General features: G+C 72.3%; 15 protein-coding genes. 13 read left to right on the top strand and 2 right to left on the bottom strand.

Translation table 11 applies throughout. The features are described 5' to 3' along the window. Window positions 1-44: 44 nt before the first annotated feature. A complete protein-coding gene (locus tag ACFYXC_RS05205; RefSeq protein ID WP_389547146.1) occupies window positions 45-449 on the bottom strand; it encodes a VOC family protein in 405 nt (134 codons plus the stop codon). Window positions 450-610: 161 nt separating this feature from the next. Between ACFYXC_RS05205 and ACFYXC_RS05210 the strand changes: the two genes are divergently transcribed. The 10 genes from ACFYXC_RS05210 (at window position 611) to ACFYXC_RS05255 (ending at window position 14,978) form a co-directional block, all read left to right on the top strand. Beyond that, a complete protein-coding gene (locus ACFYXC_RS05210) occupies window positions 611-796 on the top strand; it encodes a lysine biosynthesis protein LysW (RefSeq protein WP_388907775.1) in 186 nt (61 codons plus the stop codon). 2 nt (window positions 797-798) lie between these two features. Continuing rightward, a complete protein-coding gene (argC, locus tag ACFYXC_RS05215; protein ID WP_389547149.1) occupies window positions 799-1,824 on the top strand; it encodes an N-acetyl-gamma-glutamyl-phosphate reductase in 1,026 nt (341 codons plus the stop codon). Between the two features lie 68 nt (window positions 1,825-1,892). Further along, window positions 1,893-2,738, top strand: a complete 846-nt coding sequence (gene argB / locus ACFYXC_RS05220; RefSeq protein WP_389547152.1) for an acetylglutamate kinase — start codon at window positions 1,893-1,895, stop codon at window positions 2,736-2,738. Between the two features lie 16 nt (window positions 2,739-2,754). Beyond that, window positions 2,755-4,077, top strand: a complete 1,323-nt coding sequence (locus tag ACFYXC_RS05225; RefSeq protein ID WP_388907769.1) for a M20/M25/M40 family metallo-hydrolase — start codon at window positions 2,755-2,757, stop codon at window positions 4,075-4,077. A gap of 24 nt (window positions 4,078-4,101) precedes the next feature. Then, window positions 4,102-9,342: an amino acid adenylation domain-containing protein gene (locus ACFYXC_RS05230; protein WP_389547155.1), complete on the top strand. Its 5,241-nt coding sequence runs from the start codon at window positions 4,102-4,104 to the stop codon at window positions 9,340-9,342. Between the two features lie 97 nt (window positions 9,343-9,439). Beyond that, a complete protein-coding gene (locus ACFYXC_RS05235) occupies window positions 9,440-11,998 on the top strand; it encodes a penicillin acylase family protein (RefSeq protein WP_389547158.1) in 2,559 nt (852 codons plus the stop codon). Between the two features lies 1 nt (window position 11,999). After that, window positions 12,000-12,473 carry a hypothetical protein gene (locus ACFYXC_RS05240; RefSeq protein WP_389547161.1) on the top strand — a complete coding sequence of 158 codons (474 nt, stop codon included), beginning with the start codon at window positions 12,000-12,002 and terminating at the stop codon, window positions 12,471-12,473. Beyond that, window positions 12,470-12,721 carry a hypothetical protein gene (locus ACFYXC_RS05245; protein WP_388907762.1) on the top strand — a complete coding sequence of 84 codons (252 nt, stop codon included), beginning with the start codon at window positions 12,470-12,472 and terminating at the stop codon, window positions 12,719-12,721. The genes ACFYXC_RS05240 and ACFYXC_RS05245 overlap by 4 nt, the downstream gene beginning before the upstream one ends. Beyond that, complete coding sequence (cysD, locus tag ACFYXC_RS05250) at window positions 12,718-13,647, top strand: sulfate adenylyltransferase subunit CysD (RefSeq protein WP_388907760.1); 930 nt, start codon at window positions 12,718-12,720, stop codon at window positions 13,645-13,647. Before ACFYXC_RS05245 ends, cysD begins: the two co-directional genes overlap by 4 nt. Beyond that, complete coding sequence (locus ACFYXC_RS05255; RefSeq protein WP_389547164.1) at window positions 13,647-14,978, top strand: sulfate adenylyltransferase subunit 1; 1,332 nt, start codon at window positions 13,647-13,649, stop codon at window positions 14,976-14,978. The genes cysD and ACFYXC_RS05255 overlap by 1 nt, the downstream gene beginning before the upstream one ends. Here ACFYXC_RS05255 and ACFYXC_RS05260 read toward each other — a convergent pair. Beyond that, a complete protein-coding gene (locus ACFYXC_RS05260) occupies window positions 14,908-15,501 on the bottom strand; it encodes a helix-turn-helix domain-containing protein (protein ID WP_389547167.1) in 594 nt (197 codons plus the stop codon). The two genes, ACFYXC_RS05255 and ACFYXC_RS05260, sit on opposite strands and share 71 nt — an antisense overlap. A gap of 170 nt (window positions 15,502-15,671) precedes the next feature. Here ACFYXC_RS05260 and ACFYXC_RS05265 point away from each other — a divergent pair, with 170 nt between their 5' ends. Genes ACFYXC_RS05265 through ACFYXC_RS05275 form a run of 3 tightly spaced genes read left to right on the top strand, consistent with a single transcriptional unit; the run spans window position 15,672 to window position 16,882 of the window. Beyond that, window positions 15,672-15,944 (top strand): hypothetical protein, encoded by a 273-nt coding sequence (locus ACFYXC_RS05265; RefSeq protein ID WP_389547171.1) that lies wholly within the window; start codon window positions 15,672-15,674, stop codon window positions 15,942-15,944. Next, window positions 15,941-16,618 (top strand): chlorinating enzyme, encoded by a 678-nt coding sequence (locus ACFYXC_RS05270; RefSeq protein WP_389547174.1) that lies wholly within the window; start codon window positions 15,941-15,943, stop codon window positions 16,616-16,618. Before ACFYXC_RS05265 ends, ACFYXC_RS05270 begins: the two co-directional genes overlap by 4 nt. Before the next feature lie 12 nt (window positions 16,619-16,630). After that, window positions 16,631-16,882 (top strand): acyl carrier protein, encoded by a 252-nt coding sequence (locus ACFYXC_RS05275; protein WP_389547177.1) that lies wholly within the window; start codon window positions 16,631-16,633, stop codon window positions 16,880-16,882. The last annotated feature ends 12 nt before the right edge of the window (window positions 16,883-16,894 follow it).

Here is a 16,894-nt window from a genome sequence, read left to right on the forward strand (position 1 = left end):
CAGGTCCTTGGGGTGTCCTATGGATCAGGCCGGGCCCGGGGGGCTCAGCCCTCGAATTCGCCGGGGGCGAGCGAGCGCAGGACGCAGAACTCGTTGTCCTCGGGGTCGGCCAGGACCTCCCAGGTCCGGTCCGGGCCCTGGCCCACGTCGACCTTGCGGGCGCCCAGGGCGACCAGCCGGTCCACCTCTTCCTTGGTGCTCGTGTCGATCGGGCTGACGTCGAGGTGGAGGCGGTTCTTCACGGTCTTGCCCTCGGGCACCTTGACGAACACCAGGGTGACCGGCATCTGACGGGCCCTGTGGTCCTCGACGTTCGGCTCCCAGGACCCGATCTCGATGCTGTCCTCCTCACGGTCGAGAACCGTGAAGCCGAAGACCTCGCACCAGAAGGCGGCGAGCCGTTCCGGGTCGTGGCAGTCGAAGCTCAGCTCGGTGAACCTGCTTGTCATGTCGCTCCTAGGGAGTGCGGACGGGGCCGGCCCCAGAGTATTGGCCCGCGCCGGCGCACTGACTAGTCCGGGAACCTCCTGACTACGTACGCAGACCCCACAACACGCATGCTGCGAAGCGTAGATGCCCACGTAACCGACGCATCAGCGGAGGAGATTCCATGTCACAGGTAGGGGCGATCGCAGAGCCCTGTCCGGAGTGCGAGGGCGGGGTGCAGGTGTCCGCCGAGGTCCGCTCCGGCGAGATCGTCGAGTGCCCGGACTGCGCCGCCGAGCTTGAGGTCGTCGGCGTCTCGCCTGTGCTCCTCGCGCTGGCGCCCGAGGCCGAAGAGGACTGGGGGGAGTAGGCGTGATCGACATCGCGGTGGTCGGGGCCTCGGGCTACATCGGGGGTGAACTGCTGAGGCTGCTGCTCGACCACCGCGAGGTGCGGGTGGCCGCCGCGGTGTCCACCCGCCTCGCCGGCAGCCGGGTGGACCGTGTCCACCCGAACCTGCGGGGCCGTACCGACCTCACCTTCGTCGCCCCCGAGTCGCTCGGGGAGTACGACGTGATGTTCGTGGCCGTCGGGCAGACCGTCGGCCTGGAACTCGTCCCCGAACTGCGGAGCAGGGCCAAGGTCCTGATCGACCTCGGAGCCGACTTCCGCCTGCGGGACGCGGAGCTCTACGCCCGCCACTACGGAACGCCGCACACGGCGACCGACCTGCTCGCCTCCTTCGTCACGGGCCTGCCCGAGACGCACCGGGACGAACTCGCCACGGCGGACGCCATCAGCATGCCGGGCTGCATGGCCACCGCCTCCATCCTGGCCCTGCTTCCGCTCGCCCGGGCCGGGGTCGTCGCCGGCCCCGTCACGGTGGACGGGCGCATCGGTTCCAGCGGATCGGGCGTGCGCGCCGAGCAGATGAACCTGCACGCCGAACGCAGCGGGGCCATGCGGCTCTTCGCGCCGACCGGCCACCGGCACGAGGCCGAGATCACGCAGGCGACCGGCGTCGACGCACGCATGGGCGCGACCGGCGTGGAAGCGGTCCGCGGCGCCCAGCTGGTCTGCCGGGTACCGGTACGGGAGCCCCTGGACGACAAGGCGGTACGCAAGCTGTACCGCCTCCAGTACCAGGACGAGCCCTTCGTCCGGGTCATCGCCCAGCGCCGGGGCCTCTACCGGCTCCCGGAGCCGAAGATCCTCTCCGGCACCAACTACTGCGACGTCGGGTTCGCCGCCGACCCCGACAGGTCGACGGTGGTGGCGGTGGGAGCCCTCGACAACCTCGTCAAGGGGGGCGCGGGCAACGCCGTGCAGTGCATGAACATCCGCATGGGATGGCCGGAGCGGCTCGGGCTCGAATTCCCGGGCCTGCACCCCGTCTGATCCGCCTCCGGCGTCCCGGCACACCAGAAGCACCCGACATCCCCATCCCCGAGAGAAGGAGGCCGGCCGTGGGCACAGGGCTGACCGTGGTCAAGTGCGGCGGGAACGCCGAGGTCCAGCCCGCCGCGGTGTGCGCCGGAATCGCCGAGATGGTACGCGCCGGAGACTCCGTCCTCCTGGTGCACGGCGGTTCCGCGATGGTCACCGAGCTGGCCGGCCGGCTCGGTGTCCCGCTCGGCGAGCTGGTGGCACCGGACGGCACCGTCAGCCGACGGACCGGCCGGGCCACCCTCGAAGTGGTCACCCTGGCCCTCGCCGGGCAGGCCAAGCCGGCGCTGCTGCTCGAACTGGCCCGGCTCGACGTGCCCGCGGTCGGGCTGACCGGCCTGGACGCGGGCCTCCTGCGGGCCCGCCGCAAGACCGCGCTCCGCACGGTGGTCGACGGCAGGACCCTCGTCGTGCGCGACGACCGCAGCGGCCGCCTCACCTCGGTGGAGACACCGCTCCTGAAGACGCTGCTGGCCGAGGGGATCGTGCCGGTGCTGTCCCCGCCCGCCCTCGCCGAGGACGGCGAACCCGTCAACGTCAACGCCGACCGGGTCGCGGCCGCCGTCGCCGGCGCCCTGGGCGCCACCCGTCTCGTCCTGCTCACCGGCGCTCCGGGGGTCCTCGCCGACGGCTCCGATCCCGGTTCGGTGCAGGCCGAGTACCGCGTCCGCGAGGGCCGCGACCTGGCCGTCGGCGGCGGCATGACCGTCAAGCTCGTCGCGGCGCGCGAGGCGGTCGAAGCCGGTGTCGGCGACGTACGGATCGCCGACGGGCGGTACGCCGAGAGCGTGTCCGCCGCCCTGGCCGGACAGGGCGGCACCCGCGTCCTGGGGCCCGAGCCGATCGCGGCGGACCCTCGCGCATGACAAGGAGACAAACCCCGTGACCGACACGACCGATCCGATCCCGCTGCTCCAGCGGATGATCAGGTTCCGCGGCGTCAATCCTCCCGGGAACGAGGGCGCGTGCGTCCGGTACGTCGCGGACATCATGCGGGCCGCCGGCGCGGACGTACAGCTGCTCGGCTCCGACCCCGAGCGCCCCAACCTGGTCGCCCGGACACCCGGCGCCGGCCTCGCGCCGCCGCTGTTGCTGCACGCGCACGCCGACGTCGTGCCCACCGACGGCCAGCAGTGGACGCACCCCCCCTTCGAGGGGAACATCATCGACGGTCACGTCTGGGGCCGGGGCGCCATCGACATGCTGGGCAGCCTCGCGATGATGGTCTCCTCCCTGGAACGGCTGCGCGCCGAGGGCACCGCCCCGGCGGGTGACCTCCTCCTCGCGGTCTCGCCCGACGAGGAAGCGGGCAGCCGGGTGGGTGCCGGCTACCTGACCCGCGAGCACCGCGAACTGTTCGACGGCGTCGCCTACGGCATCGGGGAGGACGGCGGAGCCGTCCTGAGCTGCCTGCCCCGGCGGGTGCACCCGATCGTCGTGGCCGAGAAGCGCGCCTGCTGGATGCGCCTCACCGTGCGCGGACGAGGCGGCCACGCCTCGCGGCAGGGCTGGTCGGGCACCTCGATGAGCAAGCTCGCCACGCTGCTGCGCCGCCTGGAGGAGGGCCGGCTGCCCACGCACGTGACGCCCGCCCTCGACCGGATGCTCGCCGACCTCGCCGCGGCCGCCGAGGAACCGCTCGCCGGCCGGCTGCGCGAGCTGCGCGACCCGGACGGCAAGGGGACGATCCCGTACGACCTGCTGCCCGAGGCGGACGCCGTCTACCTGGACTCCGTCCTGCGCAACACGGTCAACGCGACCATCGTCCGCACGCCGGAGAAGATCAACATGCTGCCGAGCGAGTTCTCGGTGGACTTCGACGGCCGCGTCCTGCCCGGCGGCTGGACGGTCGAGGACTTCCGCACCGAGCTGCGCGAGCTGATCGGCCCCGACGGCGACCTCGAACTGCTCCTGGAGGGCGATCCGATGCCGCCCCCGGTCTTCGGCGGCTTCTTCGACGAGATCGCCGCCGTCATGCGGGACGCCGACCCCGAGGGCCTGCCGCTCCCCATGATCACCCCGGCGTCCACCGACGCGCGGCTCTTCGCGGGCCTCGGCATCGCCTGTTACGGCTGGGTGCCGATGCTGTTGCCGGCGGGCAGCCGCTACCAGGACGCGATGCACGCCGCCGACGAGCGGGTGCCCGTCGACGCCGTGCGCTTCGGAGCCGACCGCTTCCACGACCTCCTGCTCCGCTACCGCTGACCGACCCTCGTCCGAGGAGTTCCCATGGGCCCCACCTTCATCGAGACGCTCCGTCGGCGCGCCGAGAGCACCCCCGACCGCCTGGCGCTCGAATTCGAGATCTCGGAGACCGAGATCCGCGCACTGAGCTACGCCGAACTCGACCGGGGCGCCAGGGCGATCGCCACGCTGATCCAGGCGCGTACCGACCGGTGCGACCGGGTCCTGCTCCTCCACCAGCCCGGCCCCTCCTACGTGACCGCCTTCTTCGGCTGTCTGTACGCCGGGGCCGTCGCCGTCCCCGTCCACCCGCCGCTCGGCGCGCGCGGCATCGAGCGGGTGGGAGCCATCGCCGCGGACTCCGGAGCGGCGCTCGCCCTCATCGACACCGTCACGCTCGCCGCGATCGACGAGCGGGGCGACCGGCTCGGACCGCGATCCTCCCTCGCGTGGGCGACCACCGACGACGCGACCGAGGACCCGGCCGACTGGCGGGACCCCGAAGTGTCCCCGGACGACCTGGCGTTCCTCCAGTACACCTCCGGATCCACCGGGACGCCCAAGGGCGTCATGCTCAGCCACGCCAACCTCGTGCACAACTCGGCCACCATCGGCCGCTCGCTCGGCCTGGACGAGAACAGCCGTGGCGTGAGCTGGCTTCCGCCGTATCACGACATGGGTCTGATCGGCGGCATCCTCCAGCCCGTGCACACCGGCTTCCCCTGCACGCTGCTCTCGCCGATGACCTTCCTCCACCAGCCCATGCGCTGGCTGCGGGCGGTCAGCCGCACCGGGGCGACCATCACCGCCGCCCCCGACTTCGCCTACGCCGAGGTCCTGCGCCGCACCAAGCCCGAGGACCGCGAAGGGCTCGACCTGTCGAAGCTGCGGCACGCGCTCACCGGCGCCGAACCCGTGCGCGGCACCACCATGGACGCCTTCGCCGAGGCGTTCGGGGCCGCCGGCTTCCGCCGCTCGGCCTTCTACCCCTGCTACGGCCTCGCCGAGGCCACCCTGTTCGTCACCGGGCGGGCCGATCCGGCGGCCGACCCCGGCGCCCTGCGCGTGCGCCGCCCGGAGCTGGAGGAGGGCCGGGCGGTCCCGGCCGCGCCCGACGAGCCGGCCGCCGAGCTCTCCGGCTGCGGCTGGGCGCACCACGAGGACCTGGCGCTGATCGTCGATCCCGGCACGGGCGAGCCGCTGCCGGAGGGCGCCGTCGGCGAGGTCTGGGTCAGCGGCCCGACCGTCGCCCACGGCTACTGGAACCGGCCGGAGCTGACGGCCACCAGTTTCGGGGCCATCGCCCAGGGCCACCCCGGACGGACCTTCCTGCGCACCGGCGACCTGGCCTTCCGGCACGGTGACGAGCTGTACGTGACCGGGCGCATCAAGGACCTGATCATCGTCAGGGGCCGCAACCTCTACCCGCCGGACCTGGAGCTGACGGCCGAGCGGTCCCACCCGCTCCTGAACCCGGGCCGGGGCGCGGCGATCGCGGTCGACGACGGGGCCGCGGAGGCGGTCGTCCTCGTGCACGAGGTGGTCCGAGGCTTTCGCGCGGAGGACGGGCCGGAGGTGGTGCGGGCCGTGCGCGAGGCCGTGGCCGCCGAGCACGGGCTCGCCCTCGCGAACGTCGTCCTCGTACGGGTCGGCAAGATCCCGCGCACCAGCAGCGGCAAGGTCCGCCGGGCCGAGTGCCGGACCCGCTGGCTCGCGGGAGCGTTCGAGCCGCTGGCGGCGACCGGTCAGGCGGAGCAGGCCGGTGCGGGTCCGTCGCTCCCCGCGGGTCCGTCGCTCCCCGACGGACTGGCCGAGCACATCGCGGCCGCCCTGGACACCACCCCCGACGCGCTCGTCGCGGACGCGCCGCTGGTCGGCCAGGGTCTCGACTCGCTGCGGGCCGTCCGGCTCAAGGCGGCCCTCGCCGAGGCGTGCGACGTGGACGTTCCGCTCGCCCGTCTCCTGGACGGTCTCACCCCGCTCGACCTCGCCGCGTACGCGCCGCAAGAGCCCGCACAGCCGGACGAGGCCGTGCAGCCGGCCGATGCCGGCCTCGCGGGACCCGGCTCCGTCAGCCCCGAGCAGGAACGGATGTGGCTGCTCGACCAGATGGGCGCGGGCGACGCGTACCACATCGCCGGTGGCCTCCGGCTGAACGGCCCGCTCGACCGGGCGCTCCTCGAACGCTGCCTCGTCGCGCTCTTCGACGAGACACCGCTCCTGCGGTCGGTCTTCACGCAGGAGCCGGGCGGCGGCCTGAGCCTGTCCGAGCGGCCCACCGCCGACATGTTCGCGCTGCCCTTCCACGATCTGTGGGGCCTCGGCGAGGGACGCGTGGAAGAGGAGCTGCGGGCCATGACCGCCGCGCCCTTCGACCTGGCCTCCGGCCCGCTCGTCCGCACGGTCCTGCTGCGGCGGGGCCGGGGGGACTGGGTGCTCGGCCTCTGCGCGCACCACGCCGTCCTCGACGGCTGGTCCATGGCCCTGCTCCTCGGGCGGCTCGGCGACGCCTACCGGCAGAGCGGCACCCTCGCGCCCGTACCGGCGGCGCTCGCTCCGCGCGCCGTCTGGACCGAGGAGTCCCTCGCCGCGTGGCGCGAGCGCCTCGACGGCGCGCAGGCCCTGGAACTGCCCACCGACCGGCCCGTTCCGGCCGCGCCGACCTGGCGGGGCGCCTCGCTCCCCGTACGGATCCCCGTCGAACTGGCGGACAGGATACGGACGTTCGCCAAAGACCGGGGCACCACGCCCTTCACGGTCCTGCTGTCGGCCTTCGGCGTCCTGCTCGGCCGCTGGAGCGGACAGGACGACCTCGTGGTCGGCACCGTCGCGGCGGGCCGGGAACGGCCCGGTACCGACACCGCCATCGGCATGCTCGCCGACACCCTGCCGCTGCGCGTCCGCACCCGTGCGGCCGGCTTCGCCGACGTCGTGGACGACGTGCGGTCCCAGTGCCTCGCGGCCTTCGACCAGCCGCGTCCGCCGTTCGACGAGATCGTCCGTGCCGTGTCCGAGCGGACCGCCGACGGCCGGGTCCCCCTGGTCCGCGCCTTCCTCGCGCTCCAGAACCTGCCGATCGACCCGTGGGAAGCCGGGGGAGTCCGCGCCGTACCCTTCGAACTGCCCTCGCCCGGCGCCAAGTTCGAGCTGTCCCTGCACCTCGGCCCCGACGCCGACGGCTCGCTGACCGGCCATGCCGTCTACGCGGCCGACCTGTTCGACGAGCAGACCGTCACCGCCCTGCTGGCCGGACTGCCCGCCCTGCTCGACGCGGCCCTCGCGGATCCGGCCGCCACCGTCGACGACCTGCCCGCGCTGGCCCCCGCCGAGGCGGAGCGGATCGCGCGGACCGTCGCGGACGGCGGCCCGGCGGCCATCGAGGACGGTCTCGTCCACCGGCTCGTCGAGGGCGTCGCACGGGCGAACCCCGAGGCGACGGCCGTCGCCTGGGACGGCGGTTCGCTCACGTACGGCGAACTCGACCGCCGCGCGAAGGGGCTGGCCACCCGGCTGCGCGCCCTGGGGGTGACGCCGGACCTGCCCGTCGCCGTCCGTCTGCCGCGCTCACCCGAGCTGATCATCGCCGTGTACGCCGTCCTCCTCGCCGGCGGCGCGTACATGCCCCTCGACACCGCCCACCCGGCGGCCCGCCTCGCGCGCCAGATCGAGGTGGCGCGCGCCCGGATCCTCATCGGCTCCGCACCGGGCTTCGAACCGCCGAAGGGCACGGTCGTCGTCGACCCCACGGAGGACGAGACCGACGCCCCCGGAGCCACCGGCGCCCCCGAGACCCCCGGCCCGTTCACGTCCGCCGACGTCCTGCCGGGGCAGCTCGCCAACGTGCTGTTCACCTCCGGCTCCACCGGCGAACCCAAGGCCGTGATGACCTCCCACGCCGCCCTGGCGAACCAGCTCGTCTGGTTCCAGGAAGCCTACGGACTGAAGGCCGGGGAAGCGGTCCTGCTCAAGACCCCGGTCAGCTTCGACGTGGCCGGCCTGGAACTCCTCGGGCCGCTCGTCGCCGGAGCCACGGTGGTCCTGACCCGCCCGGACGGCCACCGCGACCCCCACTACCTCGCCCAGGCGATCCCCCGCCACGCCGTCACCACCGTGCACTTCGTCCCCTCGATGCTCCAGACCTTCCTGGAGGAGCCCGACGCGGCGGCGGCCGGGCGGACGCTGCGGCAGGTCGTCTGTATCGGCGAGGAGCTGGCACCGGCCCTGGCCGAACACTTCGCCGAGGTGCTCCCCGGCGTCGAACTGCACAACCTGTACGGGCCGACGGAGGCGGCGATCGACGTCACGTTCCAGCGCGTCGGCCCCGAGGAGACCCGCCTGATGCGCGTGCCCATCGGCCGCGCGATGCCGGGCACCCGGCTCTACGTCCTGGACTCCTCGGGAGGCATCGCCCCGCCGATGGCCCCGGGCGAGCTCCACATCGGCGGCATCGCCCCGGCGCGCGGCTACCTCCGCCGCCCCGGCCTGACCGCCGAGCGGTTCGTCCCCGACCCGTACCACCCGGGCGAACGCCTGTACCGGACCGGCGACCGCGCGCGGATGCGCCCCGACGGGACGTTCGAGTACCTCGGCCGCCTCGACCGCCAGCTCAAGATCCGGGGCCAGCGGGTGGAGCCCGGCGAGATCGAGGTGGCGCTCAACCGCCACCCGCTCGTCCGCGCCTCGGTCGTCGAGGCACGCCCCGACGCCTCCGGCCGGCCCCGGCTGCTCGCCTGGGTCGTCCCCACGGGCGCCGAGTCCCCGAGCTCACAGGCCCTGCGTGGTCACCTCGAAGAGGCCCTGCCGTCCGGCCTGGTGCCGGACGTGGTGACCGTACTCCCGAAGTTCCCGGTGGGTCCGCACGGCAAGCTCGACCGGGGGGCATTGCCCGACCCGGTCCCGGAGGCGGCCACACCACAGGAGCCGGTCGCGGCCCGCACGCCCGTGGAGCGGGAACTGGTCCGGATCTGGGGCGATGTGCTCGGCATCCCGGCGCCGTCGGTCACCGCCGACTTCTTCCGCCTCGGCGGGCATTCGCTCATGGCCACCCGGGTCGCCATGAGCGTGCGCGACGCGTTCGGCGTCGCCCTGGCCGCCGGGGAGCTGCTCAGCGGCTCGCTGACCATCGAGCGGATGGCGGCACTCGTCCAGAGCCGGCAGCTCGCCGACGCGGACGAGGGCGAGGTGGACGAGGTCCTCGGCTGGCTCTCCGGGCTCTCCGACGAGGAGGTCACCGCCCTCCTCGCGGACGGACCGGGCGTCGGCCCCGCCGGCGAAGCCACCCCCTGACAACGCGCGTTGTAGGGAACCTTCCTGACTTACGGACGCGACCGGGGGCTGACAGGCTTCCCGACGGATCAGCCCCTCTGCGAAGACGAGGAACGTCATGGCAAGCACAATCGGTCGCGCCGCGCACCTGATCTGCGCGGCCGTGGTCTCCTTCGCGGTTCTCGCGCTGCTCGGGCTCGGACACGGTCCGGTGCCCGCGCTGGGGAAGGCCCTGGTCCCCGGCGGGGGAGTGTGGCAATCGGCCTCGGCGAGCACCACCGTCAGGACCGAGACCCTGACGCTCCCCGAACTGAAGGGCCCCGTCACGGTGTCCTTCACCGCCGAGGGATACGCCTCCGTCGAGGCCGGCAGCGACGACGACCTCTTCGTCGCCCAGGGATACGTCACCGCCCGCATGCGCTTCACGCAGCTGGACCTCCAGCGCCGGATGGGCGCGGGCCGGCTCTCGGAGCTGGTCGGCGCGGTCGCCCTCGACAGTGACAAGTTCCAGCTGCGCCTCGGCCTGCTGCGTACCGCCGAGGCCCGCTGGGCGGCCACCCCGCGCGACAGTGCGGCGGCGCGCGCCCTGACCGGCTACGCCGAGGGCGTCAACTCCTGGAGGCGGCACCTGGAGAAGACCGGTGAATGGCCCACGCTCTACGGCCTCACCGGGGTGCGCCCGCAGCCGTGGACGCCGGTGGACAGCCTGGTCGTGCAGGGCGTGGTCACCCAGCAGATGAACTTCAACACCGTCGCGCTCGACTACAGCCTGCTCAGGAAGTCCCTCGGCCCCGAGCTGACGACGGCCTGGTTCCCGGAGTTCGCGCCGACCGAGCAGCGCCCGTACGACCCGGGACCGTACAAGAAGCTTCCCCCGACCCCGCGGACCGTCCGGAACGCCAACGCGGCCGACCCTGCGAAGACCCCCGAGGCCGCACCGGCGAAGTCCGGGGCAGCCACGTCCACCCGCGCCCTCGGGGCCGCCGCCTCGCGGGAGCGCGTACCGGAGGAGGACGTCCTGCCGGAGACCGTGCGGCAGCTGGACTTCAACAGCAACGCCTGGGTCGCGAACGGCCCCAGGGTGGCCGGCGGCGGCGCGATGCTCGCGGGCGATCCGCACCTCTCGACCACCCTGCCGTCCTACTGGTTCGAGATCTCCCTGACCTCGCCCGGCTACCAGACCTCCGGCGGCTCCCTGCCGGGCCTGCCCGGCGTGCTGATCGGCAAGAACCGGAACATCTCCTGGTCCCTGACCAACGCGCAGACCGTGGGAACCCTCTTCTACAAGGAGAAGCTCTCGCCCGACCGCCCCGACTCCTACTACTGGAAGGGCGCCTGGCGCCCCATCGAGAAGGTCCGGTACTCCATCCCGGTGCGCGGCGGCTCCGACGTCCCCCTCACCGTCGACCGCACCGTCCACGGGCCGATGATGACCCTCCTCGGACAGCGGGTCGCGGTCGACTGGATGGGCAACTTCCCCCACAACGACCTCGAATCGCTCCTGGCCGCCAACCGGGCCACCGACTACACCTCCTTCCGGCAGGCCCTGCGCGGCTGGAAGGCCCCGGCACTGAACTTCGTGTACGCCGACGAGAAGGGCCACATCGGCACGTTCCTCGTCGGAGACGTCCCGCAGACGCCGAAGGGCTCCCAGCCCTGGTACCCCCTCTCCGGCACCGGCGACGAGGACGTGGTGGGCACCATCCCGTACGAGGCCCTCCCGCAGAGCTACGACCCGCCCGGCCACCTGATCGCCTCGACCAACCAGCGTCCGGTGACCAAGGACTACCCGTACTACGTCGGCACCTCGGTGGACTTCGACCCCGGATACCGGCAGTCCGTGATCGAGCGCTTCCACACCGAGCGCGGGGCCCTGACCTCCGAGGACTACGTCACGCTCCAGAACGACGTCACCGACGACCTGGCCGTCGAGCTGAAGCCGACGCTGCTCACCGCGCTCGACGGCATGCGGCTGACCGGACGGGAACGCGAGGCCCGCGACCTGCTGGCCTCGTGGAACCACTCGATGGACACCGACTCGCCCGCCGCCTCCGTGTGGTGGACCTTCCTCGACGCGTACCTCAGGGGCGTCTTCCAGCCGTACTGGGACGAGAAGAAGGTCCCGGCGAGCGAGGACCCCTGGATCCTCGACCTCGAGCGCTCCCCGATCCCGCTGCGCGAGATGCTCCAGTACTGGACCCTCGAAGACCCGGACAACCCGGCCTTCACCCCGCCCGGCGGCACCCCCCGCACGGCCCCCGAGGTCATGCGCACCGCCTTCCGCGCGGCCGTGAAGCAGCTGAGCGGCGACCTGGGCGCCGATCTCGACGCCTGGACCTGGGGCAGGCTGCACACCCGGGAGATCCCCTCGCTGATCGGCGCCCCGGGCCTCCAGTACGGGCCGTACGGCGACGGCGGCAGCCCGTGGACCGTCAACGCGGCGGGCGGCAACCTGAGTTCGAGCTACGGACCCAGCCTCCGCGTCATCGTCCGATGGCCGCGCGCCGGCGCCCCCGAGGCGATGGCGATCTACCCCGGCGGACAGAGCGAGACCCCGATCGCCGACTGGTACGACAACCTCGTCGAACTCTGGCGGGACAAGAAGTACCTGCCGATGGGCCCGCCGCAGAGCGCCCGGGAGACCACGGCGACCTGGTCCCTTCGAGCGGGAGAGTGACATGACCACCGAGACCGTCGTGGAACCGGGCGACCGCGCTGTGGAGGAACCCGAAGGCGCTCCGAGCGCCGAGGGAGGAGGGCCCCGGCTCTTCGCGGCGGCCGGCGCGGGCATCGCCGTCGCCGTCGCCCTCGGGGCGTGGCTCGACCTCTGGTCCCTGCCGTTCGCCGCCGGCTTCGCCGCCGGGATCCTCGGCGCCCGGCACCGCTGGGGATTCCTCCGCGGCACCGGGCTGCTGCTCCTGGCCGGACCCCTGCCGTGGGCCGCCGTGCTCGCCGCGCGGGCGCTCGCGGGAGACACGGTCGCGGGGACCGCGCGCACGGCGGCCGCCCTCGCCGGGCTGCCCGCCCTGGCCGCCGTGACGGTTCTGCTGTCCCTGCTCGTCGCGTTGCTGGTCGCCGGCCTCGGCAGTTGGACCGGACGTGCGCTCCTGCGGACCCTCCGCCAGGCCCGGAGACCTGAAGGATCCTCATGACACTCACTCACCTCTTGTTCCTCGGCATCGTGGTGATCCTGGCGGCCGCCCGGCTCCTCGGCGCGGCCGCCGTGCGCCTCGGCCGGCCCCGGGTGACCGGAGAGATCACGGCGGGACTCGTCCTGGGCCCGGCGCTGCCCGGCCGGCTCGCCGGCGACGCCGTCCTCCCCGCCGAGTCGATGCCCGGCGAGGGCTCGGGGGACGGCAAGGCCGTCGAGGACCGGACCGAGGGGGCGAACGCGCCATGACCGACGCTGTGACCGATGCCGTGACCGATACCTTCGCGCTGTCGCACCTGGACTCCCTGGAGTCCGAGGCCGTCCACATCTTCCGTGAGGTGGCGGGCGAGTTCGAGCGGCCGGTGATCCTGTTCTCCGGCGGCAAGGACTCCATCGTCATGCTGCACCTGGCGCTGAAGGCGTTCGCTCCGGCGCCGGTCCTCTTCTCGCTGCTGCACGTGGACACCGGGCACAACTTCCCCGAGGTCCTCGCCCACCGCGACCGCGTCGTGGCCGAGCACGGGCTGAGCCTCCACGTCGCCTCCGTACAGGAGTACGTCGACGCCGGAAAGCTCCGCGAGCGCCCGGACGGCACCCGCAACCCCCTCCAGACGCTTCCGCTCACGGAGACGATCCAGGAGCGCCGTTTCGACGCCGTCTTCGGCGGTGGCCGGCGCGACGAGGAGAAGGCCCGCGCCAAGGAGCGCGTCTTCTCGCTCCGGGACGAGTTCTCGCAGTGGGACCCGCGCCGTCAGCGCCCCGAGCTGTGGCAGCTCTACAACGGCCGGCACGCGCCCGGCGAGCACGTCCGCGTCTTCCCGCTGTCCAACTGGACCGAGCTGGACGTGTGGCAGTACATCGCCCGCGAGGGCATCGAGCTGCCGGAGATCTACTTCGCCCACGAGCGCGAGGTCTTCGCCCGCGACGGCATGTGGCTGACCGCCGGCGAGTGGGGCGGCCCGAAGGAGTCCGAGACGGTCGAGACGCGGCGCATCCGCTACCGCACCGTCGGCGACATGTCCTGCACCGGCGCCGTCGACTCCGCCGCCACGACGCTCGACGAGGTCATCGTCGAGATCGCGGCCTCCCGGGTCACCGAGCGGGGCGCCACGCGTGCCGACGACAAGATGTCCGAGGCGGCGATGGAAGACCGCAAGCGCGAGGGGTACTTCTGATGACGACGACCACTACAGCGGCGGCCCCGGCCAAGGCGCCGATCGCCGCCGCCGTCGGCACCCTGCGCCTGGCCACGGCCGGCAGTGTGGACGACGGCAAGTCGACGCTGGTGGGCCGCCTCCTCCACGACTCGAAGTCGGTCCTGACCGACCAGCTGGAGGCCGTCGAGGCCATCTCGCGGGGGCGCGGCCAGGAGGCGCCCGATCTGGCGCTGCTGACCGACGGCCTGCGGGCCGAGCGCGAGCAGGGCATCACCATCGATGTGGCGTACCGCTACTTCGCGACCGCCCGCCGCCGGTTCATCCTCGCCGACACCCCCGGGCACGTGCAGTACACCCGGAACATGGTCACCGGCGCCTCCACCGCCGACCTGGCCGTGATCCTGGTCGACGCCCGCAAGGGGGTCGTCGAGCAGACCCGCCGCCATGCGGCGATCGCAGCGCTGCTGCGCATCCCGCACGTGACGCTGGCCGTGAACAAGATGGACCTCGTCGACTACGCCGAGCCCGTCTTCGCCGCGATCGCCGAGGAGTTCACGGCGTACGCGACCGGGCTCGGCGTCCCCGAGGTCACGGCGATTCCGCTGTCCGCCCTGGCCGGGGACAACGTCGTGGTCCGTTCCGCGCACATGGACTGGTACGGCGGCCCGACCCTCGGCGAGCACCTGGAGACCGTTCCGGCCGGCCACGACGGCACCTCCCCGACCGGCGGTCGCTTCCCGGTCCAGTACGTGATCCGGGACGGCGAGGCCCGGCACTACGCGGGGCAGGTCGCGGCCGGCGCGCTGTCCGTCGGCGACGCGGTGACCGTCCTGCCGTCGGGCCGCACGACGACCGTCGCGGCGATCGACGCGCTGGGGACGCGTACCCGGACGGCCCGCACCGGGCAGTCCGTCACGCTCCGCCTGTCCGACGAACTCGACGTGGCACGAGGTGACTTGATAGCGCCGGTCGCCGACGCGCCGGCCCCCGTGCGCGAGATCGGGGCGACCGTCTGTCACCTCCACGAGCGGCCCCTGCGGGCCGGTGACCGGGTGCTGGTGAAGCACACGACGCGCACGGTCAAGGCCGTGGTGAAGGAGATCGGCTCCCGGCTCGGCCTTGACGACCTGAGCCACGAACCGGACCCGGGGGAGCTGGGCGTGAACGACATCGGCAGCATCGTCCTGCGGACGGCCGAACCGTTGGCCCTCGATCCGTACGAGGAATCCCGCCGCACCGGGTCCTTCCTGCTCATCGACCCGGGCGACGGTACGACCCTCACGGCATGCATGGCCTCGGGTGCGGGAGAAGGGGGAGGCCGGGCTCGTCGACCGGATGACGGATGGTGAGGGAGCCGTGCACCTCGACGCCGTTGTCCGCCGCGTACATGTGTCGGACGTCGGCGGGCCAGCCGGTGTGTTCGCCCGGCGCGAGGAGGATCGGTTCCGCGGCCGGACCCACCCGCGCGACACCGGCGAAGACGGTCAGGTGCTCGGTGACGCCCCGCTGGTGCGGCGGGGAGATCTGCACGACGCCGGGCCGGATGCGGACGCGGTACAGCTCGGAGGTGACCTCGCGGTCGGTGAACGTCTCCAGGAGGGTGGCGGAAACGGCGGTGCCGTGGATCTCCTCAAGGTGTCCCGTCGGCTCGGGATCGGCGAGCAGGACGGCGAGCGGGACGTTGAGCCGGCCCGAGATCGCGTAGAGGGTCTCGATGGTCGGGTTGCGCGTCCCGGTCTCCAGGCCCGACAGGGTGGCCTTGCCGACCGACGCGTTTTTCGCGAGCTCCGAAAGCGACATTCCGTTTTGCCGGCGCAGCGTTCTGACACGCCGTCCGACCTCGGCGGCAAATGAGTTGGTCATCTTCCACATGCCTTTCCGTTCCGAATATGAAATTCCCCTGCCCTGTGGCGTTTCCGACGGTGTTCCGGAATCGGAACAGGAGATTACCTTGACACCGAACTCGGCCGCGTGATTGTTTATTGTAGGTTAAACGGCACTCGCTGACCGCTCCTCGCCACTCGCTATAAAAAAGGTGGACCATGACTCGAGAGATCTCGGATTTCGCGCTTTCCGACGCCCAGATCAAGGAGTTCCACGAGAATGGGTTCATCGGCCCGTTCGACGTCTACGAGCCGGAGGAGATGGCCTCCACGCTCCAGGCTCTGCGGCCCAAGCTGATCAACACGAAGACGGCCATCTACGGTCAGCGCAAGGCCGTCTCCGGCAGCACGAACCTGGCGAACTACGACCGCCACCTGGACGTTCCCTTCCTGGCCGACCACATCACCCGGCCCGAGATCGTGGGCCCGTGACCAGCCTGCTCGGCGCCGACACGCTGTGCTGGCGCACCGAGTTCTTCCCGAAGTACCCCGGGGACGAGGGCACCGACTGGCACCAGGCCGACAACTTCTCCAACGTCGCCGGCTCGAAGCACCCGCAGATCGTCTGGCCGGAGGACGCGGAGTTCGGCGGCACCATCACGGTGTGGACCGCTTTCACCGATGCCACCATCGAAATGGGCTGTCTCCAGTTCATCCCGGGCTCGCACAAGACGATGAACTATGACGAGTCCAAGGTGATGGAGTACGACGCCGAGACGATCAACAATCGGGAGAAGAACGGTGTTCGGCGCGGCTTCTTCGGCTATGACTACCGGCAGCTCCAGAAGGACCCGAACTGGAGCCCCGACGAGTCCAAGGCCATTTCGATCGAGCTGAAGAAGGGCCAGTGCATCGTCTTCTGGTCCACGCTGATGCACGCCTCTCACCCGCACAGCGGAAACACCGACCAGATGCGCCTCGGTTTCGCCGCGCGCTACCTGCCGACGTCCGTCCGCGTGTACCCGTACTCCGACGCGCTCGTGGAGTTCGGGGGCGAGGCCAGCCTGGACAAGTTCGGCAGCGTGCTCGTCTCCGGCAAGGACGAGTTCGGACACAACCGCTTCGTCGACCAGACCGTCACCGGTCACCCCTTCACCACCCGCTAGGAGGTCATCTCGATGGCGAACACGGAAATCGAAAACTGGGTCCTGGACTCCTGCCGGGAGCTCGGCCTGCTCGTGGAGGGCGCCGAGGACGACTTCTTCACCAGCGGCGGCAACTCGCTGACGGCCGTACGGCTCATCGCGAAGGTCGAGGACCGCTACGGCGAGGACTGCCTGCCGCCCGACGACCTCTTCGAGCGCAGCTCGGTGGGCCAGATCGCCGCGACCATCCTGGCCAACCGGGAACGGTCCGGGGCAGCGAGCTGACGGGGGCGGGGA

It is taken from the genome of Streptomyces sp. NPDC002701 (assembly GCF_042889045.1).
Classification (GTDB): Bacteria; Actinomycetota; Actinomycetes; order Streptomycetales; family Streptomycetaceae; genus Streptomyces.

Excerpts from the sequence above, each read along its gene's own strand:
- ACFYXC_RS05205 (WP_389547146.1), bottom strand. The coding sequence starts at position 449 with ATGACAAGCAGGTTCACCGAGCTGAGCTTCGACTGCCACGACCCGGAA.
- ACFYXC_RS05210 (WP_388907775.1), top strand. The coding sequence starts at position 611 with ATGTCACAGGTAGGGGCGATCGCAGAGCCCTGTCCGGAGTGCGAGGGC.
- ACFYXC_RS05230 (WP_389547155.1), top strand. The coding sequence starts at position 4,102 with ATGGGCCCCACCTTCATCGAGACGCTCCGTCGGCGCGCCGAGAGCACC.
- ACFYXC_RS05235 (WP_389547158.1), top strand. The coding sequence starts at position 9,440 with ATGGCAAGCACAATCGGTCGCGCCGCGCACCTGATCTGCGCGGCCGTG.
- ACFYXC_RS05240 (WP_389547161.1), top strand. The coding sequence starts at position 12,000 with ATGACCACCGAGACCGTCGTGGAACCGGGCGACCGCGCTGTGGAGGAA.
- ACFYXC_RS05245 (WP_388907762.1), top strand. The coding sequence starts at position 12,470 with ATGACACTCACTCACCTCTTGTTCCTCGGCATCGTGGTGATCCTGGCG.
- cysD (WP_388907760.1), top strand. The coding sequence starts at position 12,718 with ATGACCGACGCTGTGACCGATGCCGTGACCGATACCTTCGCGCTGTCG.
- ACFYXC_RS05255 (WP_389547164.1), top strand. The coding sequence starts at position 13,647 with ATGACGACGACCACTACAGCGGCGGCCCCGGCCAAGGCGCCGATCGCC.
- ACFYXC_RS05260 (WP_389547167.1), bottom strand. The coding sequence starts at position 15,501 with ATGTGGAAGATGACCAACTCATTTGCCGCCGAGGTCGGACGGCGTGTC.
- ACFYXC_RS05265 (WP_389547171.1), top strand. The coding sequence starts at position 15,672 with ATGACTCGAGAGATCTCGGATTTCGCGCTTTCCGACGCCCAGATCAAG.
- ACFYXC_RS05275 (WP_389547177.1), top strand. The coding sequence starts at position 16,631 with ATGGCGAACACGGAAATCGAAAACTGGGTCCTGGACTCCTGCCGGGAG.